The organism is Nocardia sp. CC213A (assembly GCF_030766805.1).
GTDB classification, from domain to species: Bacteria; Actinomycetota; Actinomycetes; order Mycobacteriales; family Mycobacteriaceae; genus Nocardia; species Nocardia otitidiscaviarum.
In genome coordinates, this window is the sequence record NZ_JASFXA010000005.1 from 1 (window position 1) to 19,068 (window position 19,068).

General features: G+C 68.4%; 15 protein-coding genes. 5 read left to right on the plus strand and 10 right to left on the minus strand.

Going from position 1 to position 19,068, the window contains the following annotated elements; translation table 11 throughout:
• Positions 1-1,185, minus strand: a 1,185-nt coding sequence (locus QJS31_RS10745; protein ID WP_306356570.1) for an alanine--tRNA ligase-related protein, incomplete at its 3' end; no start/stop codon positions are given.
• A 53-nt stretch (positions 1,186-1,238) separates the two neighbouring features.
• Between QJS31_RS10745 and QJS31_RS10750 the strand changes: the two genes are divergently transcribed.
• Positions 1,239-1,916, plus strand: coding sequence for a CatB-related O-acetyltransferase (locus QJS31_RS10750; protein ID WP_372341775.1), 678 nt, complete (start codon positions 1,239-1,241; stop codon positions 1,914-1,916).
• A 67-nt stretch (positions 1,917-1,983) separates the two neighbouring features.
• Here the strand turns inward: QJS31_RS10750 and QJS31_RS10755 are convergent, their stop codons facing one another.
• Together QJS31_RS10755 and QJS31_RS10760 are read right to left on the minus strand one after the other, a co-directional pair.
• A complete protein-coding gene (locus QJS31_RS10755; RefSeq protein ID WP_282784411.1) occupies positions 1,984-2,559 on the minus strand; it encodes a Uma2 family endonuclease in 576 nt (191 codons plus the stop codon).
• A gap of 131 nt (positions 2,560-2,690) precedes the next feature.
• Positions 2,691-4,037: a replication-associated recombination protein A gene (locus QJS31_RS10760; protein ID WP_372341774.1), complete on the minus strand. Its 1,347-nt coding sequence runs from the start codon at positions 4,035-4,037 to the stop codon at positions 2,691-2,693.
• Between the two features lie 117 nt (positions 4,038-4,154).
• On the opposite strand from QJS31_RS10760, the gene QJS31_RS10765 reads away from it, so the two are divergent.
• Entirely contained in the window at positions 4,155-5,798 is a 1,644-nt protein-coding gene (locus QJS31_RS10765) for an alkaline phosphatase (protein WP_282784403.1), read from the plus strand.
• A 78-nt stretch (positions 5,799-5,876) separates the two neighbouring features.
• Here QJS31_RS10765 and QJS31_RS10770 read toward each other — a convergent pair whose 3' ends face one another.
• Complete coding sequence (locus QJS31_RS10770) at positions 5,877-7,046, minus strand: phosphotransferase family protein (RefSeq protein WP_029924359.1); 1,170 nt, start codon at positions 7,044-7,046, stop codon at positions 5,877-5,879.
• 195 nt (positions 7,047-7,241) lie between these two features.
• Between QJS31_RS10770 and QJS31_RS10775 the strand changes: the two genes are divergently transcribed.
• Positions 7,242-8,546: a hypothetical protein gene (locus tag QJS31_RS10775; RefSeq protein ID WP_282784401.1), complete on the plus strand. Its 1,305-nt coding sequence runs from the start codon at positions 7,242-7,244 to the stop codon at positions 8,544-8,546.
• Positions 8,547-8,571: 25 nt separating this feature from the next.
• Here QJS31_RS10775 and QJS31_RS10780 read toward each other — a convergent pair whose 3' ends face one another.
• On the minus strand, positions 8,572-9,387 hold the full coding sequence (locus QJS31_RS10780; RefSeq protein WP_282784399.1) for an NPCBM/NEW2 domain-containing protein: 816 nt from the start codon (positions 9,385-9,387) through the stop codon (positions 8,572-8,574).
• 219 nt (positions 9,388-9,606) lie between these two features.
• Positions 9,607-11,403: an aspartate--tRNA ligase gene (gene aspS, locus QJS31_RS10785; RefSeq protein WP_282783992.1), complete on the minus strand. Its 1,797-nt coding sequence runs from the start codon at positions 11,401-11,403 to the stop codon at positions 9,607-9,609.
• Between the two features lie 190 nt (positions 11,404-11,593).
• Here aspS and QJS31_RS10790 point away from each other — a divergent pair, with 190 nt between their 5' ends.
• Together QJS31_RS10790 and QJS31_RS10795 are read left to right on the plus strand one after the other, a co-directional pair.
• Positions 11,594-12,517, plus strand: coding sequence for a neutral zinc metallopeptidase (locus QJS31_RS10790; RefSeq protein ID WP_282783990.1), 924 nt, complete (start codon positions 11,594-11,596; stop codon positions 12,515-12,517).
• Positions 12,518-13,112: 595 nt separating this feature from the next.
• The gene (locus QJS31_RS10795; protein WP_282783988.1) at positions 13,113-13,703 is read left to right on the plus strand and encodes a hypothetical protein; all 591 of its coding nucleotides are present in this window, start codon (positions 13,113-13,115) and stop codon (positions 13,701-13,703) included.
• A 23-nt stretch (positions 13,704-13,726) separates the two neighbouring features.
• Here the strand turns inward: QJS31_RS10795 and QJS31_RS10800 are convergent, their stop codons facing one another.
• From QJS31_RS10800 to QJS31_RS10815, 4 genes are all read right to left on the minus strand, one after another.
• The gene (locus QJS31_RS10800) at positions 13,727-14,806 is read right to left on the minus strand and encodes a 2-oxoacid:ferredoxin oxidoreductase subunit beta (protein ID WP_306356571.1); all 1,080 of its coding nucleotides are present in this window, start codon (positions 14,804-14,806) and stop codon (positions 13,727-13,729) included.
• Positions 14,806-16,782, minus strand: a complete 1,977-nt coding sequence (locus tag QJS31_RS10805; protein ID WP_306356572.1) for a 2-oxoacid:acceptor oxidoreductase subunit alpha — start codon at positions 16,780-16,782, stop codon at positions 14,806-14,808. Before QJS31_RS10805 ends, QJS31_RS10800 begins: the two co-directional genes overlap by 1 nt.
• 108 nt (positions 16,783-16,890) lie before the next feature.
• Positions 16,891-17,931, minus strand: coding sequence for an Rv2578c family radical SAM protein (locus QJS31_RS10810; RefSeq protein WP_306356573.1), 1,041 nt, complete (start codon positions 17,929-17,931; stop codon positions 16,891-16,893).
• Positions 17,932-17,962: 31 nt separating this feature from the next.
• Positions 17,963-18,955, minus strand: a complete 993-nt coding sequence (locus tag QJS31_RS10815; RefSeq protein ID WP_306356574.1) for an NAD-dependent epimerase/dehydratase family protein — start codon at positions 18,953-18,955, stop codon at positions 17,963-17,965.
• Between the last annotated feature and the right edge of the window lie 113 nt (positions 18,956-19,068).

Here is a 19,068-nt window from a genome sequence, read left to right on the forward strand (position 1 = left end):
GGCGTCCGAACCGGCGATCTTCCGGCCGCCCTGGGCCTTCACCTGCTCGACGGTCTCGTCGAACAGCTTGGAGCCGGTGTTCAGCGTCTTGAGGAAGGCGGTCTCCTCGCCGACGGCCACCGTCTCGATGCGCTTGTAGTCGGTGGACAGCTCCGGATACGACGGCGCCATGAGATCGCTGACGACCTTCATGAATTCGGCCATCACCGGCTTCTCCGCACCGAGCAGGCGGGCCGAGCGCACGATGCGGCGCAGCAGGCGGCGCAGCACGTAGCCACGACCGTCATTGCCCGGGTTCACCCCGTCGGCGATGAGCATGGCGGAGCTGCGCACGTGGTCGGCGATCACACGGAAGCGCACATCGTCGGCGTGCTCCACGCCGTAGGAGCGGCCGGTCAGCTGCTCGGCCTTGTCGATGATGGGGCGCAGCAGGTCGGTCTCGTAGACGTTCTCCACGCCCTGCAGCAGCATGGCGACGCGCTCGACGCCCATACCGGTGTCGATGTTCTTCTTGGGCAGCGACCCGACCGGAGGGAAGCCCTGCTTGGGGCTCTGCTCACCACGGATGTCCTGCATGAACACCAGGTTCCAGATCTCGAGGTAGCGGTCCTCGTCGGCGACCGGGCCGCCTTCCGCACCGTATTCCGGACCGCGGTCGTAGTAGATCTCCGAGCAGGGGCCGCCGGGACCGGGCACGCCCATATCCCAGTAGTTGTCCTTGCCGTCGCGGAACTGGATGCGCTCGGTGGGGATGCCCGCGACGCGGTGCCAGATCTCGGCCGCCTCCGGATCGGATTCGTAGGCGGTGACCCAGATGCGCTCGGGGTCGAAGCCGAAGCCACCTTCTTCCTGGGACTTGGTGATCAGCTCCCAGGCGAGGGTGATGGCCCCCTCCTTGAAGTAGTCGCCGAAGGAGAAGTTTCCGGCCATCTGGAAGAACGTGTTGTGCCGGGTGGTGACGCCCACCTCTTCGATGTCACCGGTGCGCACACACTTCTGCACGCTGGTCGCCCGGGTGTACGGCGGTGCCTCCTGGCCCAGGAAATACGGCTTGAACTGGACCATGCCCGCGTTGACGAACAGCAGGTTGGGGTCGGGCAGGACCAGCGAGGCACTGGGTACCTCGGCGTGTCCGGCACGAACGAAATGCTCCAGGAAGCGCCGTCGAATCTCGTGGGTCTGCACAACTATCCAGCCTACCGTTGCCGGTCCAGCGGGTTTTCGGCGACCACCGCCGGATGGCTACCATCGCCGGGGTGACTGTGATCCCGGACCCATCAGCGCCCTTTCCACTGCCGCATACCGACCGGACCGTCTTCCTGAAGCCGCACGTCGAATCCGACAAGATCGAGGTCGGCGACTACACCTACTTCGATGATCCGGACGCGGCCACCGACTTCGAGAACCGCAATGTGCTCTACGCCTTCGGCCCGGAGAAACTGGTGATCGGCAAATTCTGCGCGATCGCCACCGGCACCCGTTTCATCATGGCCGGGGCCAACCACCCCACCCAGGGCGTATCCACCTTCCCCTTCACCATCTTCGGCGGCACCTGGGCCGAGGAGACCATGGACATCATCACGTCCATCCCCAGTAAGGGCGACACCGTCGTCGGCAACGACGTCTGGTTCGGCTACAACACGCTGATCATGCCCGGCGTCCACATCGGCGACGGTGCCGTCATCGCCACCGGCGCGGTCGTCACCACCGACGTCCCGCCCTACACCATCGTCGGCGGCAACCCGGCCCAACCGGTCAAACAGCGCTACCCCGACGAGGACGTCGCCCGCCTGCTCCGCGCGGCGTGGTGGAACTGGCCGGTCGAACTCATCACGACGCACGTGCGCACCATCATGGCGGGCACCCCGCAGGACATCGAGAAGATCGCGATCGAGAACGGGCTGATCACGCCGTAACACATGCGCCAGCGATGCCGCCGATGCCTACCCACGCTCCGTGTACGGGCATCGGACACGCATCGCCTCAGCGGACGAAATCCTTCAACGGCTCGGTATCCAGCGTGATTCCGATCGGCTCCGGCAGTTCGACTCGCTCACCGAACGGGAGACGAATGATCGAGGAGTACACCGACCGGACCGGTCGGCTGTACACCACGACTTCCGCAGCGTCACGGTCGATCAAGAGGTACACCGGGATTCCCGTTTCCGCGTAGGCACGCGGCTTCTGCACGCGGTCACGACGGTCGGTATCCGAATCAAATGACGTTACCTCCGCAGCCAACAGAACTGGATCCGGATTCTTCCAGAGCGGTTGACCTGCGAACGAACGCTTCGGCGCGATGACCGCGTCGGGAATTGCCCGGCCTCCTCGATACGCCTCGACCTTCAACTCGTTTCCCGGATAGATCGACAGATCGGGCCGCTGCCGGAAGACGTGTTCCATCAGCCACTGGACTATCTCGACATGATCGCCGTCGGGCACCGGCTTGACCCCCAGCTTGCCGTAGATGAATTCGAGCCTGATCCCCTCACCCGCTTGCTGGGCGAGTCGCGCAAGTTCTTCGAAATCCTCGACGAGCATCTGCGGTCGGTCAGCCATGGCGGTCACCGAAACCCTCCATTCCGTCGGCCGCATCGGATTGTCGACACGGCCACCGTATGCCCCAGTGTGCTGCGAAGACAGTCTTTCACAACGGCTCGCCACGGCGACACGCTGGACACGCGACTCGGTCACCTGCCGCGGACGATGCGGCGGAGTTTGGTGACGCGGGGGCCGATCTCGCGTTCGTAGCCGTGGTCGGTGGGTTCGTAGTAATCGACGCCGATCAGTTCGTCGGGTGGGTACTGCTGGGTGAGGACGCCGTCGGGATGGTCGTGGGGGTACTTGTAGCCTTGGGCGTTTCCGAGAGCCTTGGCTCCGGAGTAGTGGCCGTCGCGCAGGTGCGGGGGCACCGCGCCCGCCTTGCCCGCGGAGATGTCGGACATGGCCTTGCCGATGGCCTTGACCACGCCGCCGGATTTGGGGGCGGTGGCGATGTGGATGGTGGCCTGGGTGAGCGCGAGTTGCGCTTCCGGCATGCCGACGAGTTGGACGACCTGGGCGGCGGCCACGGCGGTCTGCAGCGCGGTGGGGTCGGCCATGCCGACCTCCTCGCTGGCCTGGATCATCAAGCGGCGGGCGATGAATCGCGGATCCTCGCCCGCGGTGATCATCCGGGCCAGGTAGTGCAGGGCCGCGTCCACGTCGGAGCCGCGCAGGGATTTGATGAAGGCGCTGATCACGTCGTAGTGCTGGTCACCGGCGCGGTCGTAGCGGACGGCGGCCTTGTCGACGCTGGCCTCCACCAGGTCCACGTCGACGGTGCCGTCCAGCGAGGATTCGGCGGAGGCTTCCAGGGCGGTGAGCGCGCGCCGCGCGTCGCCGCCCGCGATGCGCACGATGTGGTCGAGCGCCGCGTCGGTGACGGTGTACTCCCCCGCCAGACCGCGCAGGTCGGCGGCCGCCCGGCGCAGCACCTCGCGCACCTCGTCGGCGGTGAGGGATTGCAGTTGCAGCACCAGCGAGCGCGACAGCAGCGGTGACACCACGGAGAACGACGGATTCTCGGTGGTCGCGCCGACCAGCAGCACGATGCGGTTCTCGACGGCGGCGAGCAGGGCGTCCTGCTGGGTCTTGGAGAACCGGTGCACCTCGTCGATGAACAGCACGGTCTGCTCGCCGTGCAGCAGCCGCCGCCGCGCCACGTCGATGACCGCGCGTACCTCCTTGACCCCCGCCGACAGCGCGGACAGCGCCTCGAAGCGCCGCCCGGTGGCCTGCGAGATGAGCGAGGCGAGGGTGGTCTTGCCGGTGCCGGGCGGGCCGAACAGCAGGACCGAGGCCGCACCGGAACCCTCGATCAGCCGGCGCAGCGGTGAGCCCGCGCCGAGCAGATGCCGCTGCCCGACCACTTCGTCCAGGCTCCGCGGACGCATGCGCACGGCCAGGGGCGCGAAGCGGTCGGCGGTGGGCGAGGACGACGTGTACTGGTCGGACACCGGCTCGGCCCCTGGCGCGTCGAACAGCCCTTCACTCACAGGCGAAACCCTACCGAGCCGCCCCGACACAACCGGACGCGCAGGTCCGCACTCCTTCACCGACTGTTCACGTGTCCAAGTTTGCCTCGGGCATACCGATCGGGTGTGATCGTTGCCGTGCCTCTCCCCGCGATCAACTCCGCCCGGCTCGACCGACGCACCGTACTCACCGGCAGCACCGCGGCGGTCGCGGCCACCCTGCTCACCAGGGCCACGGCCCGCGCCGAGCATCCGGTGTTCCAGCACGGTCTGGCCTCCGGGGACCCGCTGCCGGATCGGGTGATCCTGTGGACCCGCGTCACCCCGTCGGCCGCGGCCACGCCCGGCTCCGGCGTGGGCGAGCCGGTGCGGGTCCGCTGGGAGGTGGCCACCGACGAGGGGTTCGGCACCGTCGTCGCCTCCGGAACCCACACGGCCACCGCCGATTCCGATCACACCGTGAAGGTGGACGTCTCGGGCCTGGCCGCGGGTCGCGACTACCGCTACCGCTTCACCGCCCTGGATCAGACCTCGCCGATCGGCCGCACCCGCACCGCCCCCGCCACCGGCGACGCCCCCGACCGGCTGCGCTTCGGCGTCGTCTCCTGCGCCAACTGGGAGGCCGGCTTCTTCAGCGCCTACCGGCATCTGACCGTCCGCACCGATCTGGACGCCGTCGTCCATCTCGGCGACTATCTCTACGAGTACGAGGCGGGCGAATACGGTGGCCGACTCGGCTCCGCGCGGCGACACGAACCCGCGCACGAGATCGTCTCGCTGGCCGACTATCGCATTCGCCACGCTCAGTACAAGACCGATCCCGATCTGACGAACCTGCACGCCACATTGCCGTTCATCTGCATCTGGGACGACCACGAGACCGCCAACGACGCGTGGGCGGGTGGCGCGGAGAACCACACGCCGGGTGCGGAGGGCGACTGGCAGCAGCGGCGGGCGGCCGCGCTCCAGGCGTATCTGGAATGGATGCCGGTGCGCGCGGGCGCCGACGGCCGCCTCTACCGGCGGCTGCGATTCGGCACGCTGGCCGAACTGTCCATGCTGGATCTGCGCAGCTACCGCACCCAGCAGGTGCAGGCGGGCCCCGGCTGGCGACAGGTGGACGCTCCCGACCGCAGTATCACCGGCCCGGCCCAAATGGATTGGGTCACCAACGGTTTGGTGTCCGCGCCGGTGACCTGGAAGCTGGTCGGCAATCCGGTCATGATCGCGCCGCTGGTCTTCCCGCCGCTGGATCCGGCCACCACCGCCGCGCTCACCCAGCTGATCGGCATTCCGGAGGGCGGCATTCCCGCCAACCTGGACCAGTGGGACGGCTACACCGCCGACCGCAAGCGCCTGCTCACCGCCATCACCGACAACCAGGTCGGCGATGTGGTCTTCCTGACCGGCGATATCCATTCCTCCTGGGCCGCCGACCTGCCGCTGGACGCGGCCACCTACCCGGCGAGCCCCACGGCGGGCGCGGAATTCGTCGTGCCGTCGGTGACCTCGCAGAGTGTCGGCGACATCATGCGGACCCCGCCGCGCACCGTCTCGGTGGCCGCCGAGGGCGCGCTGCAATCGGTGAACCGGCACCTGCGCTACGTCGAGGTGGATTCACACGGATACGGCGTGCTGCATGTGGACGCCGAGCAGGCGCAGATGGACTGGTTCTACGTCGGTGATGTGGCCGACCCGAATACCGGTGTGCGCCACGGTGCTTCGTTCGCCGTCCGCCGGGGCGGTCGGGTGGAGCCGCGCAGCGCGCCGCTGCTCGACTGACGCCGGTGCGGCCCGCCCGCCGCACGCAGCGGGGACGAGCTGGGCGGAGCCCGCCGGGCGGCGGGCGATCCGAACGCCCTACTCCTCCCAGTGCTCCTCGAGGGTCGCCGACACATGCTCGGCGAAGTCGCCGAGGGTGTCGTCGCCGATGCAGCGGGCGTCCTCGGCCAGGGCGGCCCAGCGGTTGATCAGGGCGGCGGAGCGCGGTATCGAGAGTCCGTGTTCGCGCGCGGCCGCGATGCGGGTGTGGTCGGCGGGCAGGAACCAGTAGGTCGACAGCCACACCCAGATGAGCCGGGCCTCGAGAATGCGCTCGGCCAGCACCTCGTCGTCGGCGAGCGAGGGCCAGACCGCCACCACCTCGGAGCGCCACGCCTCCACCATCTGACGCGCGCGTTCGCGGGACAGTTCGACATCGCACAGGCAGCCGGGGAAGGAGACCAGGGCGTAGGCGATATCGAGGGTGGCGTCGCGGAAGCCGCCCCACTCGTAGTCGAGGAACCGTGCGCCCTCCTCGTTGAGGATCACATTGTCCGGGCACAGGTCGGAGGGGCTGAACGCGCGGTAGCGGCCCGCGGAGAACAGCCGGTTACCGCGCACGATGCGCTCGGCGATCTCACCCGGCACGTCGATGCCGAGTTCGCGCTGCAGCATGAGCGGCACCTCGGCGACGGCGGATTCGGCCTGCTGGGCGATGCCGTCGACACGGTGCACCACGTCGACGCGGCGTAGCAGGGCGACGAAATCGGCCTCGCGGCCCACGGTCGCGGCGTGCATGCGGCCCAGCGCCTGCGCGAATGCCATGAGGGCATTGCGCCCGGCGGGCTCCTGCCCGGCCTGGAGCACCGCGGTGAGCGGAGAGTTCTCCCCGAGGTCGCTCAGGATGAGCAGGCGGTCGGGCAGGCTGTAGCCGAGTAGGTACGCCCCGGGCCGGTGGTCGCGTCCGAGTGCGGTGGTGAACTGGTACGACACCGCCTCCCGAAGGAATGCCGAGTCGATACTGGCGACACCGGGGGCCATACCTCCGGTGCGTCGCTCCTGCGCGGCACCGCGAACCTGCTTGATAATCAGGGTTCGCGGAAGTGAAAATGCGTTCTCCGCAACACGCACGCGTAGGACTGTCGTCCTACCACTACCGCTGAGTTCCATAGGATCACTCAGCTTTACCGGAGCACCCATTCGCTTTGTGAGCAACTGTTGTGCCGCGGACACGACTTCGGCGGCGCGTTCGGCCAATAGTGCGGTCATCGCGTCCCAAGTTACTCGCTCCAGGTCACTTTCAGCGAGCGGTTGCGCAACCTTTCGCGCGTCGTTCGGCGTGTCCGCGTCAAGGGTTTGCCCACACGGCGCTGGTTGCTTGACACAACCATTACGGTCCGGTTGTCTCATCTTCAACTGCTGTGCGCCACACCGTAAACCGGTAAATGTGAAAGGTCCGTGACGATGACCGGCACACCGCCCGACACACCGAGCGAATCGGACGAAACGCCCTCACAGAAGGGCGATGAGCGGCAACCCACCCGTTCCGGCCACCATCAAAACACCGAGCCGACACCGCATTCGGCGGGTGCGGGCAACGGTCCCGAGCACGGCCGCCACGAAATGCCGGGCCCGCGCGGCTACCCCCAGTTCGAGGGGCCGGGCGCGGCGCAGTACGGCAGCGAGCCCGTGGAGCCGCCGCCACCCATGCCGTCGCAGGGCAGTTCGAGCGGTCCCGGTATGCCGCCGCCACCCGGCTACGGCCAACCCCCGCAGTCGGGCGCGTCGCAGGGACAGCCACCGCAACCCGGCACCGGACAGCCCTACGGCGCTCCGTCCCAACCTGGCGCGGGGCAGCCCTACGGCGCTCCGTCCCAGCCCGGCACCGGACAGCCCTACGGCGCTGCGCCCCAGCCCGGCCCGGAGCAGCCGTACGGCACGGGCCAACCCGCGGGGCAGCCTTACGGGGCGGGCCAGACCCCGGGCCAGCAGTACGGGGCGGGCCAGACCTACGGTGCCCCGACCCAACCGGGTGCCGCCGCACAGTCGGGCGCGATGCCGCCCGGCGCGACCCCGTCGGGTCCGCCGCCGGGTGCCCCGGGTTCCGTCGGTTCCGCCCAGCCGGGCGGACCGCACCACGCCACCGGCGAGAAGCTCGACGTCGGCCGCGCCATCGCCTACGGCTGGGATCGGTTCCGCCTCAATCCCGTTCCGTGGCTCGGCATCGTGATGGTCGGGCTGATCGCCTACCTGGTGGTCGTGCTGCTGGTGAATATCGCCGACGTGCAATCGCTGTCGGTGGTGCTGCTGGTCTTCGCCATCGCCTCGCTCATGGTCTGGCTGCTCCAGGCCGCCATGATCCGCGGCGCACTCTACGAAACCGACGGCACCCCAACCGATTTCCCCTCCTTCTTCGGCTTCGTCAATGCGGGCAACGTCCTGCTCACCGCCCTGATCGTCCTCGTGGGCTGCTTCATCGCCTCCCTGGCCTGTGTTTTCCCCGCGGTCATCGTCGGCGTGCTGTGCATGTTCGCCCTGAACTTCGTCATCGACGAGGACATGAGCCCCATCGAGGCGATCAAGTCCAGCGCCCAACTGGTCATCCGCAACCCGGTCCCCACCGTGCTCCTGGCCCTGGTCGTCGCCGTCATGACCACCATCGGCGCCCTCCTCTGCGGCCTGGGCCTACTGGTCGCCGGCCCGGTATCGGCCATCGCCGTCACCTACGCCTACCGCACCCTGACCGGCGGCCTGGTCGCCCCGCTGTGACCATCACCGGACCCGCCGAACCGCGTCAGCGTTTCTTCCCCGGCGGCGCCGAGCAGTAGACCCGCGGCGTCCCCCAGGCGTTCTTCGCGTCCTGGGAACGCCGCGTGTCGAGCAGGGTCAGCCGGACCACGCCGGTGAGATCCACCGACACCTCCTCGGCCGGATCGCTCATGCCCTTCTCCCCGGTGAACAGATCCGCATCGTCACCGCGCACCACGAATCGCCCGGCACCGGCCGAATAGGGCGACGCCGCGTCCTTGCCGATCCATACCGACAGTTTGGAACAGTTGCCGCCCAACACCCAGATGGCCTTGTTCATCGCATCACTCAGGCTCGACGGGTAGTAGCCGACAATGCTGCCGGGAAAGCTCTCGGTTCCGATCTGTACCGGATCGACGGTGTCGAAGCCGTTGTTCCACACCACCGACCGGTACTCGACGAGGTTGTACCAGCGTTCACCGGCCGGAGTGGTCGAGGTGACCGAGGCGCGGGTCGTCGTGACCGCCGCGGTGGGCGTGATCGGCTCCGCACTCGGCACGGGGGCCGTACTGTGCGGGATGCCCGCCTCGGGTTCGGGCTTCCAGGGGGCCGCGAGGACCACCGCGACCACCACACCGACAACGGTGGCGACCGCCGCGACCCAGGTGCCGATCAGCGTCCACCGGCCGCGCCGAGGGGACTTCGGATCGTGCGCACCATTCGAGGCCGACTGGTTCGCACCGGTGCTGCCGTGCGAGAAGTTCACGCTGCCGTTGGAGGTGGTGATCGAGATGTGCTGGGTCGCGGCCGACTCGGCGCGCCGCCGTTCATCGGGATCGTCGTGATCTTCGGGATCGGGCACGGAGCACCTCGGGGTCGGTGTACCTCACGATGCCCTGCTGGTCATCGCACCGGTGATATCTCGGCACACGGCCCGGCGTTACACGCCGAACTCGGCGAGATCCGAAGGGGCACAGGACAACTCACAAGCAACCGTCCAGTCTTACCGTGGCGTCCGAGGCACGACGCACGAGCGCGCGCCGGGATTCCCGGCGCGCGCTCATCGACTCCGCACGGAGACCTACTTGTTCTTGCCCTCGACGATCGGAACGCCGTTCTCGTCCACCTTCACGTCCAGGCCCGCTTCCTTGCGTTGCTGTGGGGTGATCGGGGTGGGGGCGTCGGTGAGGGGGTCGACGCCGCCGCCGGACTTGGGGAAGGCGATGACCTCGCGGATGGAGTCGACGCCGGCGAGCAGGGCGGTGATGCGGTCCCAGCCGAAGGCGATGCCGCCGTGCGGCGGGGCGCCGTACTGGAAGGCGTCGAGCAGGAAGCCGAACTTCTCCTGCGCCTCCTCATGGCTGATGCCCATCACCTTGAACACCCGCTCCTGCACGTCACCGCGGTGGATGCGGATGGAGCCGCCGCCGATCTCGTTGCCGTTGCAGACGATGTCGTAGGCGTAGGCCAGCGCCGCGCCCGGATCGGTGTCGAAGGTGTCCAGGTATTCCGGTTTGGGCGAGGTGAACGCGTGGTGCACCGCGGTCCAGGCCGAATGGCCCAGCGCCACATCGCCGCTGGCGGTGGCGTCGGCGGCGGGTTCGAACATGGGCGCGTCCACCACCCAGACGAAGGCCCACTCGTTCTCGTCGATCAGACCGCACTTGCGGGCGATCTCCCCGCGCGCCGCACCCAGCAGGGCCCGGCTGGACTTGGCCTCACCGGCGGCGAAGAACACGCAGTCGCCCGGGTTCGCGCCCACGAACTTGGCCAGGCCCTCGCGCTCGGCCTCGCTCAGGTTCTTGGCGACCGGACCGCTGAGCTCGCCGTCCTCGCCGATCAGCACATAAGCCAGGCCCTTCGCACCGCGCTGCTTGGCCCACTCCTGCCAGGCGTCGAGCTGGCGACGCGGCTGGCTCGCCCCGCCGGGCATGACCACCGCACCCACGTACGGCGACTGGAACACCCGGAACGGCGTGTCCTTGAAGTACTCCGCCATCTCGGTGATCTCGACGCCGAAGCGCAGGTCCGGCTTGTCGGTGCCGAAGCGGCGCATCGCCTCGGCGTAGGTCATGTGCGGGATCGGCGTCGCGATCTCGTGGCCGATGAGCTTCCACAGCGCCACCAGGATGTCCTCGGCCAGCAGGATCACATCCTCCTGGGTGACGAAGCTCATCTCGATGTCGAGCTGGGTGAACTCCGGCTGCCGGTCGGCGCGGAAGTCCTCGTCGCGGTAGCAGCGCGCGATCTGGTAGTACCGCTCGACACCGGCCACCATGAGCAGCTGCTTGAACAGCTGCGGGCTCTGCGGCAGCGCGTAGAACTTGCCCGGCTGCAAGCGCGCGGGCACCAGGAAGTCGCGCGCGCCCTCCGGGGTGGACCGGGTCATGGTCGGCGTCTCGACCTCGACGAAGGCGTGCCTGGCCAGCACGTCGCGGGCGGCGGCGTTGACCTTGGACCGCAGCCGGATGGCATGTCCGGGCCCCTCGCGGCGCAGGTCCAGGTAGCGGTACTTGAGCCGGGCTTCCTCACCGGGGGTCTCGTCCAGCTGGAACGGCAGCGGCGCGGCCTCGTTGAGCACCTCGAGCTCGCTGACGTTCACCTCGATCTGCCCGGTCGGCAGGTTCGGGTTGCCGCTGCCCTCGGGCCGGTCCTCGACCACGCCGGTGATCCGCACGCAGTACTCGTTGCGCAGCTTGTGCGCCTGCTCGGCGGGCTCGCCCTCCCGGAACACCGCCTGCGAGACACCCGACGCGTCGCGCAGATCGATGAAGATCACGCCACCGTGGTCTCGCCGCCGGGCCACCCAACCGGTGAGGGTGACGGTCTGACCGGCGTGCTCGCTTCGCAGCGAACCAGCCAAGTGGGTGCGCAGCACGGGAGTCCTTTCGACGGATTCGAGGCGCCGGAGAGTGACAGGCGCCGGGTCCATCGTAGAGAGACACGTCGCCGGAGTGGAAACCGATATCCACCTCCCCGTGCCAAGCTGTAAGACGGCGGATTTCCGATCCGCTCAATCCTCATGTCCTGCCGCAATATCGAGGCGACCGCAGACGGGAGCTAGCACGATGACCTTCAACGAAGGTATGCAGATCGACCCGGACCGGGTCTCCTCCGGCGGCGGTCCCGGCATGGGCGGCGGGCTGGTCCTGGGCGGCGGTGCGGTGGGTCTCATCGCGCTGGTGGTGACGCTGCTGCTCGGCGGCGATCCGGGATCGGTGCTCGGCCAGTTCACCGGCGCGGAGAACGGGCAGACCGACCAGGGCGTGGCGGGGACGCCCGAACACTGCCGCACCGGCGCGGACGCCAACAAGTACGTCGACTGCCGGGTGGTGCTGACCGTGCAGAGCCTGGACGCGGTGTGGGACGACGAACTGGGCCAGCAGACCGGCCGCCGCTACACCGAACCGGCGGTGCGGCTGTTCTCCGGCGTGGTGAACACCGGCTGCGGGCAGGCGTCCTCCGCCGTCGGCCCGTTCTACTGCCCCGCCGACCAGACCGCCTACTTCGACACCGCGTTCTTCCAGGAACTCAGCACCCGCTTCGGCGCGAGCACCGGCCCGCTCGCCCAGGAGTACGTGGTCGCCCACGAATTCGGCCACCACATCCAGAACCTGCTCGGCGACCTCGGCCGCGCCCAGCGCGACCCCCGCGGCCCCGAATCGGGCGCCGTGCGCACCGAACTCCAGGCCGACTGCTACGCCGGTGTCTGGGCCTACTTCGCCGATAAGCAGAACGCGCCCGGCAGCACCCAGCCGTTCCTGAAACCACTCACCGACCAGGACATCGACGACGCTCTCTCCGCCGCGGCCGCCGTCGGCGACGACCGCATCCAGGAGCAGGCCACCGGCCGCGTGAATCCCGAAGCGTGGACGCACGGTTCGGCCGAGGAACGCCAGAAGTGGTTCCTCGCCGGATACAAGACCGGCCAAGTCGCGGCCTGCGACACCTATTCGGCCCGCGACCTGCGCAACCCACCCGCGCTGCGCTAGCGGGCCGGACTCCCCGCGAAATCAGCGCGCACACCCGCACCACGACATCAACGCGCACGCCCACGTCTCCGCGACTTCGGCACGCGACGGAGAGCCGTTGCGACACGTGCCCGCGCGTGCGAGCGGTCGTGTGCCCGCCTGCCGCCCGCACGCGACGTCGGCGCGTTCGCCCGCCACGCCGCGACCCTCGAACTCAGCGCACACTGCTGAGCCGTCGGGACCCGTGCGTGCTGAGGGTCGTCTGCTTATCGGCCCCGCCATTCAGCGCAAGGCCGACAGCCGTCACCACTCGGGCACGCGTGCTGGCGGTCGTCCGCTCATCCGCCTCCCCGGCACTTCAGCGCACGGCTGACGGCCGTCGACACTCATACACGCGTGCCAGCGGTCGTATGCCGATCCAATCAAGGCGTACCCAGGAGTTACCCCGAGCGGTGCGAGATCAGTTGCCACGTGTCGATCGGAAGGCTTGCGGACGTCTTGTTGGTCGGCAGCGTTCTGAGCGGGGCCGGTCGTGCGCGGGTCGCGCAGCGGTGGCCCTTCGGTGGACAATCACCGTCGGCGGGCGGGAGGTTCGCCGGTACGGAGGGATTGGTTCATGGGAACACGCGGTGCTACAGGACTTTTCGGGCGGCGGAACGTGTTGCGGTCGGTGGCGGCGGTCGTGGTGACCGCCGCCGCGCTCACGGTGAGCGGCGGGGTCGGCGGTGCGCAGGAACCGGCGCCGGCCTCGCCCGTGGCTCCGGCGGCACCGGCGCCCGTCACGGGTCCGATGCTGTTCACGCTCACGTCGATCCCGAACGGCTGGCTCATCGGCCGCACCGATTTGCGGCCGCTGCTCGAGGTGCAGGCCGACGGGCGGGCGATTCGGCGTCCGGATGCCGCCGATCCGGATCGGAGCGCGAACACCCCGCCGCAGGAGATCACCGGCACCATTCCGCAGGAGGTGGTCACCGCCGCGATCACCGAGACGCGGGCGCTGACCACCCTGGATATGGGGAATGCGGGCGTCTCCAACCAGAGCAGCATGATTCTCGACTACACCCCGCAGCAGCCGGATCAAGACGCGCACGTCATCGTCTACGACCCGGAGACCACCGACGGCCTCACCGAGGAGCAGCGGGCAAACCGCACCCGGTTCGCCACACTGTCGGAGAAACTCCTCGACGCCTTCGTCGCCGACCGCTGAACCGCTGTCCGACCGCTGAAAAGCTATCCGACGGTCCAGGTTTCGCGACCGGTGAGCAGACTCTGCAGGGCGTCGTCGTCCACCGGCTTGCGTTCCCGGGCCGTCTCGGCCTGGGCACGCACGCCGTCGTCGTAGGTCGGGCGGGAGACGCTGCGGAATACGCCGGTGACCACGTGCGAGAGGTCCTGATCGGACAGCCGCGAGAGGGCGTAGGCGTATTCGGGGCTGTCGGTGTAGGCGTCGTGGACGACGATATCGGTGTCGGCGACGCTGTCGGCGCGGGCGACGCGCAGCCCGAACCCCTCGCGCACCACCGCCATCTCACCGTCGGCGCCGAAGCGGATCGGTTCGCCGTGACGCAGCGGAACGAGGTGGGCGGCGGCGTTCTCCTTGCGCAGGTTGTCGAAGGAGCCGTCGTTGAAGATCGGGCAGTCCTGGAGGATCTCCACGAAGGAGGTGCCCCGGTGTTCGGCCGCCGCGCGCAGCACCTCGGTGAGTCCGGCGCGGTCGGAGTCCAGGGCGCGGGCGGCGAAGGTGGCCTCGGCGCCCAGCGCCACCGACAGCGTGTTGAAGGGGTGGTCGACCGAGCCCATCGGGGTGGACTTGGTGATCTTGCCGGTTTCCGAGGTCGGCGAGTACTGCCCCTTGGTGAGCCCGTAGATCCGGTTGTTGAACAGCAGGATCGTCATGTTCACATTGCGCCGCAGCGCATGGATGAGGTGGTTGCCGCCGATGGAGAGCGCGTCGCCGTCACCGGTCACCACCCAGACGGACAGATCGGGCCGCGTCACCGCCAGTCCGGTGGCGATGGCCGGGGCGCGGCCGTGGATCGAGTGCAGCCCATAGGCTTCCAGGTAGTACGGGAAGCGGCTGGAGCAGCCGATCCCCGAGACGAACATGAGGTTCTCGCGCCGCAGCCCGAGTTCGGCCAGGAAACCGCGCACGGTCGCCAGGATCACGTAGTCGCCGCAGCCGGGGCACCAGCGCACCTCCTGATCGGAGGTGAACTCCTTGACCTTCTGCGGTCGGTCGGCGGCGGGCACGCCGGACAGGCCGGTGAGCCCCAGATCGGTTCCGACGAACGGGTTCTCGACAATGGTCATCACTTACCCCCTGGGGTGCGGTAGGTGGCCCGCGCCCGTGCGGCGAAAGCCTTGTCCTGTTCCATCTCCGCGATGGATCCGTCCAGTGCCGCGTCGATCACGCCGACCAGTTCCTGCGCCGAGAACGCCGTTCCGGCGATCTTGGTCCAGGGCTGCACGTCCACCAGGTATTTCGCCCGCAGCAGCAGGGCGAGCTGACCGCCGTTCATCTCCGGCGCGACCACCGTGCGATAGCGGCCCAGCACCTCACCGAGGTTGGCGGGGAAGGGATTCAGATACCGCAGATGCGCCTGCGCCACCGGTACGCCGCGGCGGCGGGCCCGGCGGCACGCCTCGCCGATCGGCCCGTAGGAACTGCCCCATCCGATGAGCAGCAGTTCGGCGCGCCCGTCCGGGTCGTCGACCTCGAGGTCGGGCACGGTGATGCCGTCGATCTTGGCCTGCCGCAACCGGACCATGAGCTCGTGATTGGCCGGGTCGTAGGAGATATTGCCGCTGCCGTCGGCCTTTTCGAGACCGCCGATGCGGTGCGCCCGGCCGCTGGTGCCCGGGACAGCGAACGGGCGGGCCAGGGTTTCGGGGTCGCGTGCGTAGGGCTGGAAGCCGCCCTCGTCGTCGGCATCGGGTTCGAATCCGGGATCGATGCGCGGCAGATCCGACACCCGCGGAATCGCCCACGGCTCCGACCCGTTGGCAATGGCCCCGTCGGACAGCAGCAGCACCGGGGTGCGGTAGGTCAGCGCGATGCGCGCCGCCTGCACGGCGGTGTCGAAGCAGTCGGCGGGTGAGCGTGGTGCCAGCACCGCCACCGGCGATTCGCCGTTGCGCCCGTAGAGCGCCTGGAGCAGATCGGCCTGTTCGGTCTTGGTCGGCAGGCCCGTGGACGGTCCGCCGCGCTGCACGTCCACGATGAGCAGCGGCACCTCGGTCATGACGGCCAGTCCGACGGTCTCGCTCTTGAGCGCCAGACCGGGGCCGGAGGTGCTGGTCACCCCCAGCGCGCCGCCGATCGAAGCACCCAGCGCCGCACCGATTCCGGCGATCTCGTCCTCGGCCTGGAAGGTGGTGACGCCGAAGCTCTTGTGCTTGCTCAGCTCGTGCAGGATGTCGGAGGCCGGGGTGATCGGGTAGGTGCCCAGGAAGACCGGTAAACCGGCCAGTTGCCCCGCCGCCACGATGCCGTAGGCCAGGGCGGTATTGCCGGTGATCTGCCGGTAGGTGCCGGGCGGCAGCGTCGCCGGGGCAACCTCGTAGGTGCTCGCGAATGCCTCGGTGGTTTCGCCGTAATTCCAGCCCGCCCGAATTGCGAGAATATTTGCTTCCGCCACCTCGGGTTTGGCGGCGAATTTCTCCCGGATGAACTGTTCGGTGCCGCTGATCGGCCGCCCGTACATCCAGGACAGCAAACCGAGCGCGAACATATTCTTGGCGCGCTGCCCGTCTTTCTTGCCGATACCGGTCGGTTCGGTTGCGCCGAGCGTCAGCGAGGTCATCGGTACCCGGTGCACCACGAAATCCGACAGCGTGTCATCGGCGAGCGGATCGCCGCTGTAGCCGACCTTGGCCAGATTCCGCTTGGTGAACTCGTCGGTATTGACAATGACGGTGGCACCGCGCGCCAACTCCTCCAGATTCGCCTTGAGCGCCGCGGGATTCATCGCCACCAGCACATCGGGCTGGTCACCGGCGGTGAGGATGTCGTAATCGGCGATCTGGATCTGGAACGACGAGACGCCCGGCAGCGTGCCCTGCGGCGCTCGGATCTCGGCGGGAAAGTTGGGCTGGGTCGCGAGATCGTTGCCGAAGGCGGCGGCCTCGTGGGTGAATCGATCACCGGTGAGCTGCATGCCGTCACCGGAGTCACCCGCGAAGCGAATTACCACCCTTTCCAATTTCTCTGTGACGCCGCCGTTTCCGGACGCGGGCGCCGGAGATCCGGCCGGTGCCAGGGGTTCATCGTCGTGCTGCGAAACCATGCGCCTGCATCACTTCCTCGTCGCTGTGAGGTATCAACGCCAAACTACTCCGCTGTATTCGCGACACACCCGCGAAATCAGCGGTTGTTCTGGTGAATCTCAGCCGGATCAGGCGAACAGCGCCAGTTGCCGGTCGGGCGTCCGCTCCGCGGCGGGCCGCGATGCGGATTCGGCGACGGCCCGTAGCTCGGGCTCGGCCGGACGTGCACGGTTCAAACGGTGTTTCTCCAGCAGCGGCTCGACACGGCCGCGCAGCCAAGCAGAATACTCGGGTGTCACCGAACTCCCGCGACCGTACAGCTGTCGGTAGCGTCGGATGAGCGCGGGATGCTCGGCGGCCAGCCATTCCAGGAACCAGTCGCGGGTGGAGCCGCGCAGATGCATGGGGAAGGCGGTGACCCCGGCCGCGCCCGCGTCGGCGATGGCCTCGAACAGCGCGTCCAGATGCGCCTTGCCGTCGGTGAGATACGGAATCACCGGTGCCACCATGACATTCACGGCGAATCCGGAGTCGGCGAGCGCGCGGATGAGGTCCAGGCGGGCCCGCGGCGACGGCGTGCCGGGTTCCAGGCCGCGGTGCAGATCCTCGTCGAGGATGGCGAGCGACACCGCCAGATCGATGGGAACCTGCTGCGCCGCCTGGGTGAGCAGCGGCAGGTCCCGTCGCATGAGCGTGCCCTTGGTGAGAATCGAGAAGGGCGTGCCCGATTCGGTGAGCGCGGAGATGATGCCCGGCATCAGCCGGTAGCGGCCCTCGGCCCGCTGGTAGGGGTCCGTATTCGAGCCCAGCGCAACGGTTTCCCGCCGCCAGGAGCGCTTGCGCACCTCTCGGCGCAGGACGGGCACCACATTCGTCTTGACGACGATCTGGCTGTCGAAATCCCGCCCCGCGTCCAGGTCCAGGTACTCGTGCGAGCCGCGCGCGAAACAGTAGCGGCACGCGTGCGAACACCCGCGCATGGGATTGACGGTCCAGTTGAACGGCATGCTGCCGCCCTCCGGGAGCTTGTTCAGCGCGCTCTTGCAGAGCACCTCGTGGAAAGTGATGCCCTCGAACTCGGGAGTCTGTACGCTGCGCACGAGACCAGCCCGCTCGAGTCCCGGCAGCGCGCCGTCATCGGCGTCCAGGGTCTGGTTCTGCCACCGCACGTTCCCAGTCGAACATGTGTTCTAGGTACTGTCAAGCGATCTGCCGCGTGTCGACCTTGCCGAGCTCGTTGTCGGCGAAGGCGATCAGGTCGCGCACCGTCTCCTCGGTCGGACGCGGCTGATAACCGAGTTCAGTCCTGGCCTTGGCGCCGTCCACGACGGGCGCGGAGATGAGCGCGCCCATGGCGGCCTTGGACAGGATGTCACTGCCGAAGAGCTTGCCCATCGGTTCCAGCACCGGCATGACGGCCGAGACGGCCTGCGCCGGAATCAGGAAGCGCGGCCCCTTCCTGCCATTGATGGCCGCGGCCAGCCGGGTGACATCCCACATGGTCTGCATATGGCCGGTGATCAGGTAGTTCTCCCCGGTCCGGCCGCACTCCCCGGCCAGCACCAGACCGAGGGCCACATCGCGCACGTCGACCAGATCGAAGCTGCCGCCGATCATGACCGGGACGCGGCCCTTGGACGCGTCGAGCAGGGTGCCGTTGATGCGCGAGCGGGTGTAGTCGACCGGGCCGTAGACACCGGTGGGGTTGCACAGCACGGCGTCGAGCCCCTTGTCGACGACCTTGCGCAGTTCGACCTCGCCCTGCCATTTGGACCGGTCGTAGACCGGCAGATCCGGGCTGATGGACCGCGCGGTGCGCTCGTCGATGCGGCCGCCGCACTGGTACTGGTTGAACGCGTGAATGGAGCTGGCGTGCACGAACCGGCGCGCGCCGACGGCGAGCGCCGCCTCGGCGACCACGCGCACTCCCTCGGTGTTGATGCGCCAGGCGAGGTCGTTCTTCTGGGCCAGGGTGATGACCGCGACCAGGTGGTACACCACCTCGGCCCCCTCGAGCGCGGTGCGCATGGAGGCGGGGTCGAGCACGTCTCCGGTCACCCAGGTGACACCCGGTTCCGCGACGCCGGTGGGCCGGACCCGATCGATGGCGGTCACCTCGTGTCCGCGATCGGTAAGCAGGCGAAGCAAATTGGTGCCAAGGAACCCGGCGGCGCCGGTGACTGCGACCTTCATGAACAATGAATATAGAACCTGTTCTAAATTGCAACAAGTTCTAGTCATCCTGCCTGTGGATAGGCCACGCGCGCTCGTCGGCCCGGTCCGATATATTCGGAACCGCTATCTGT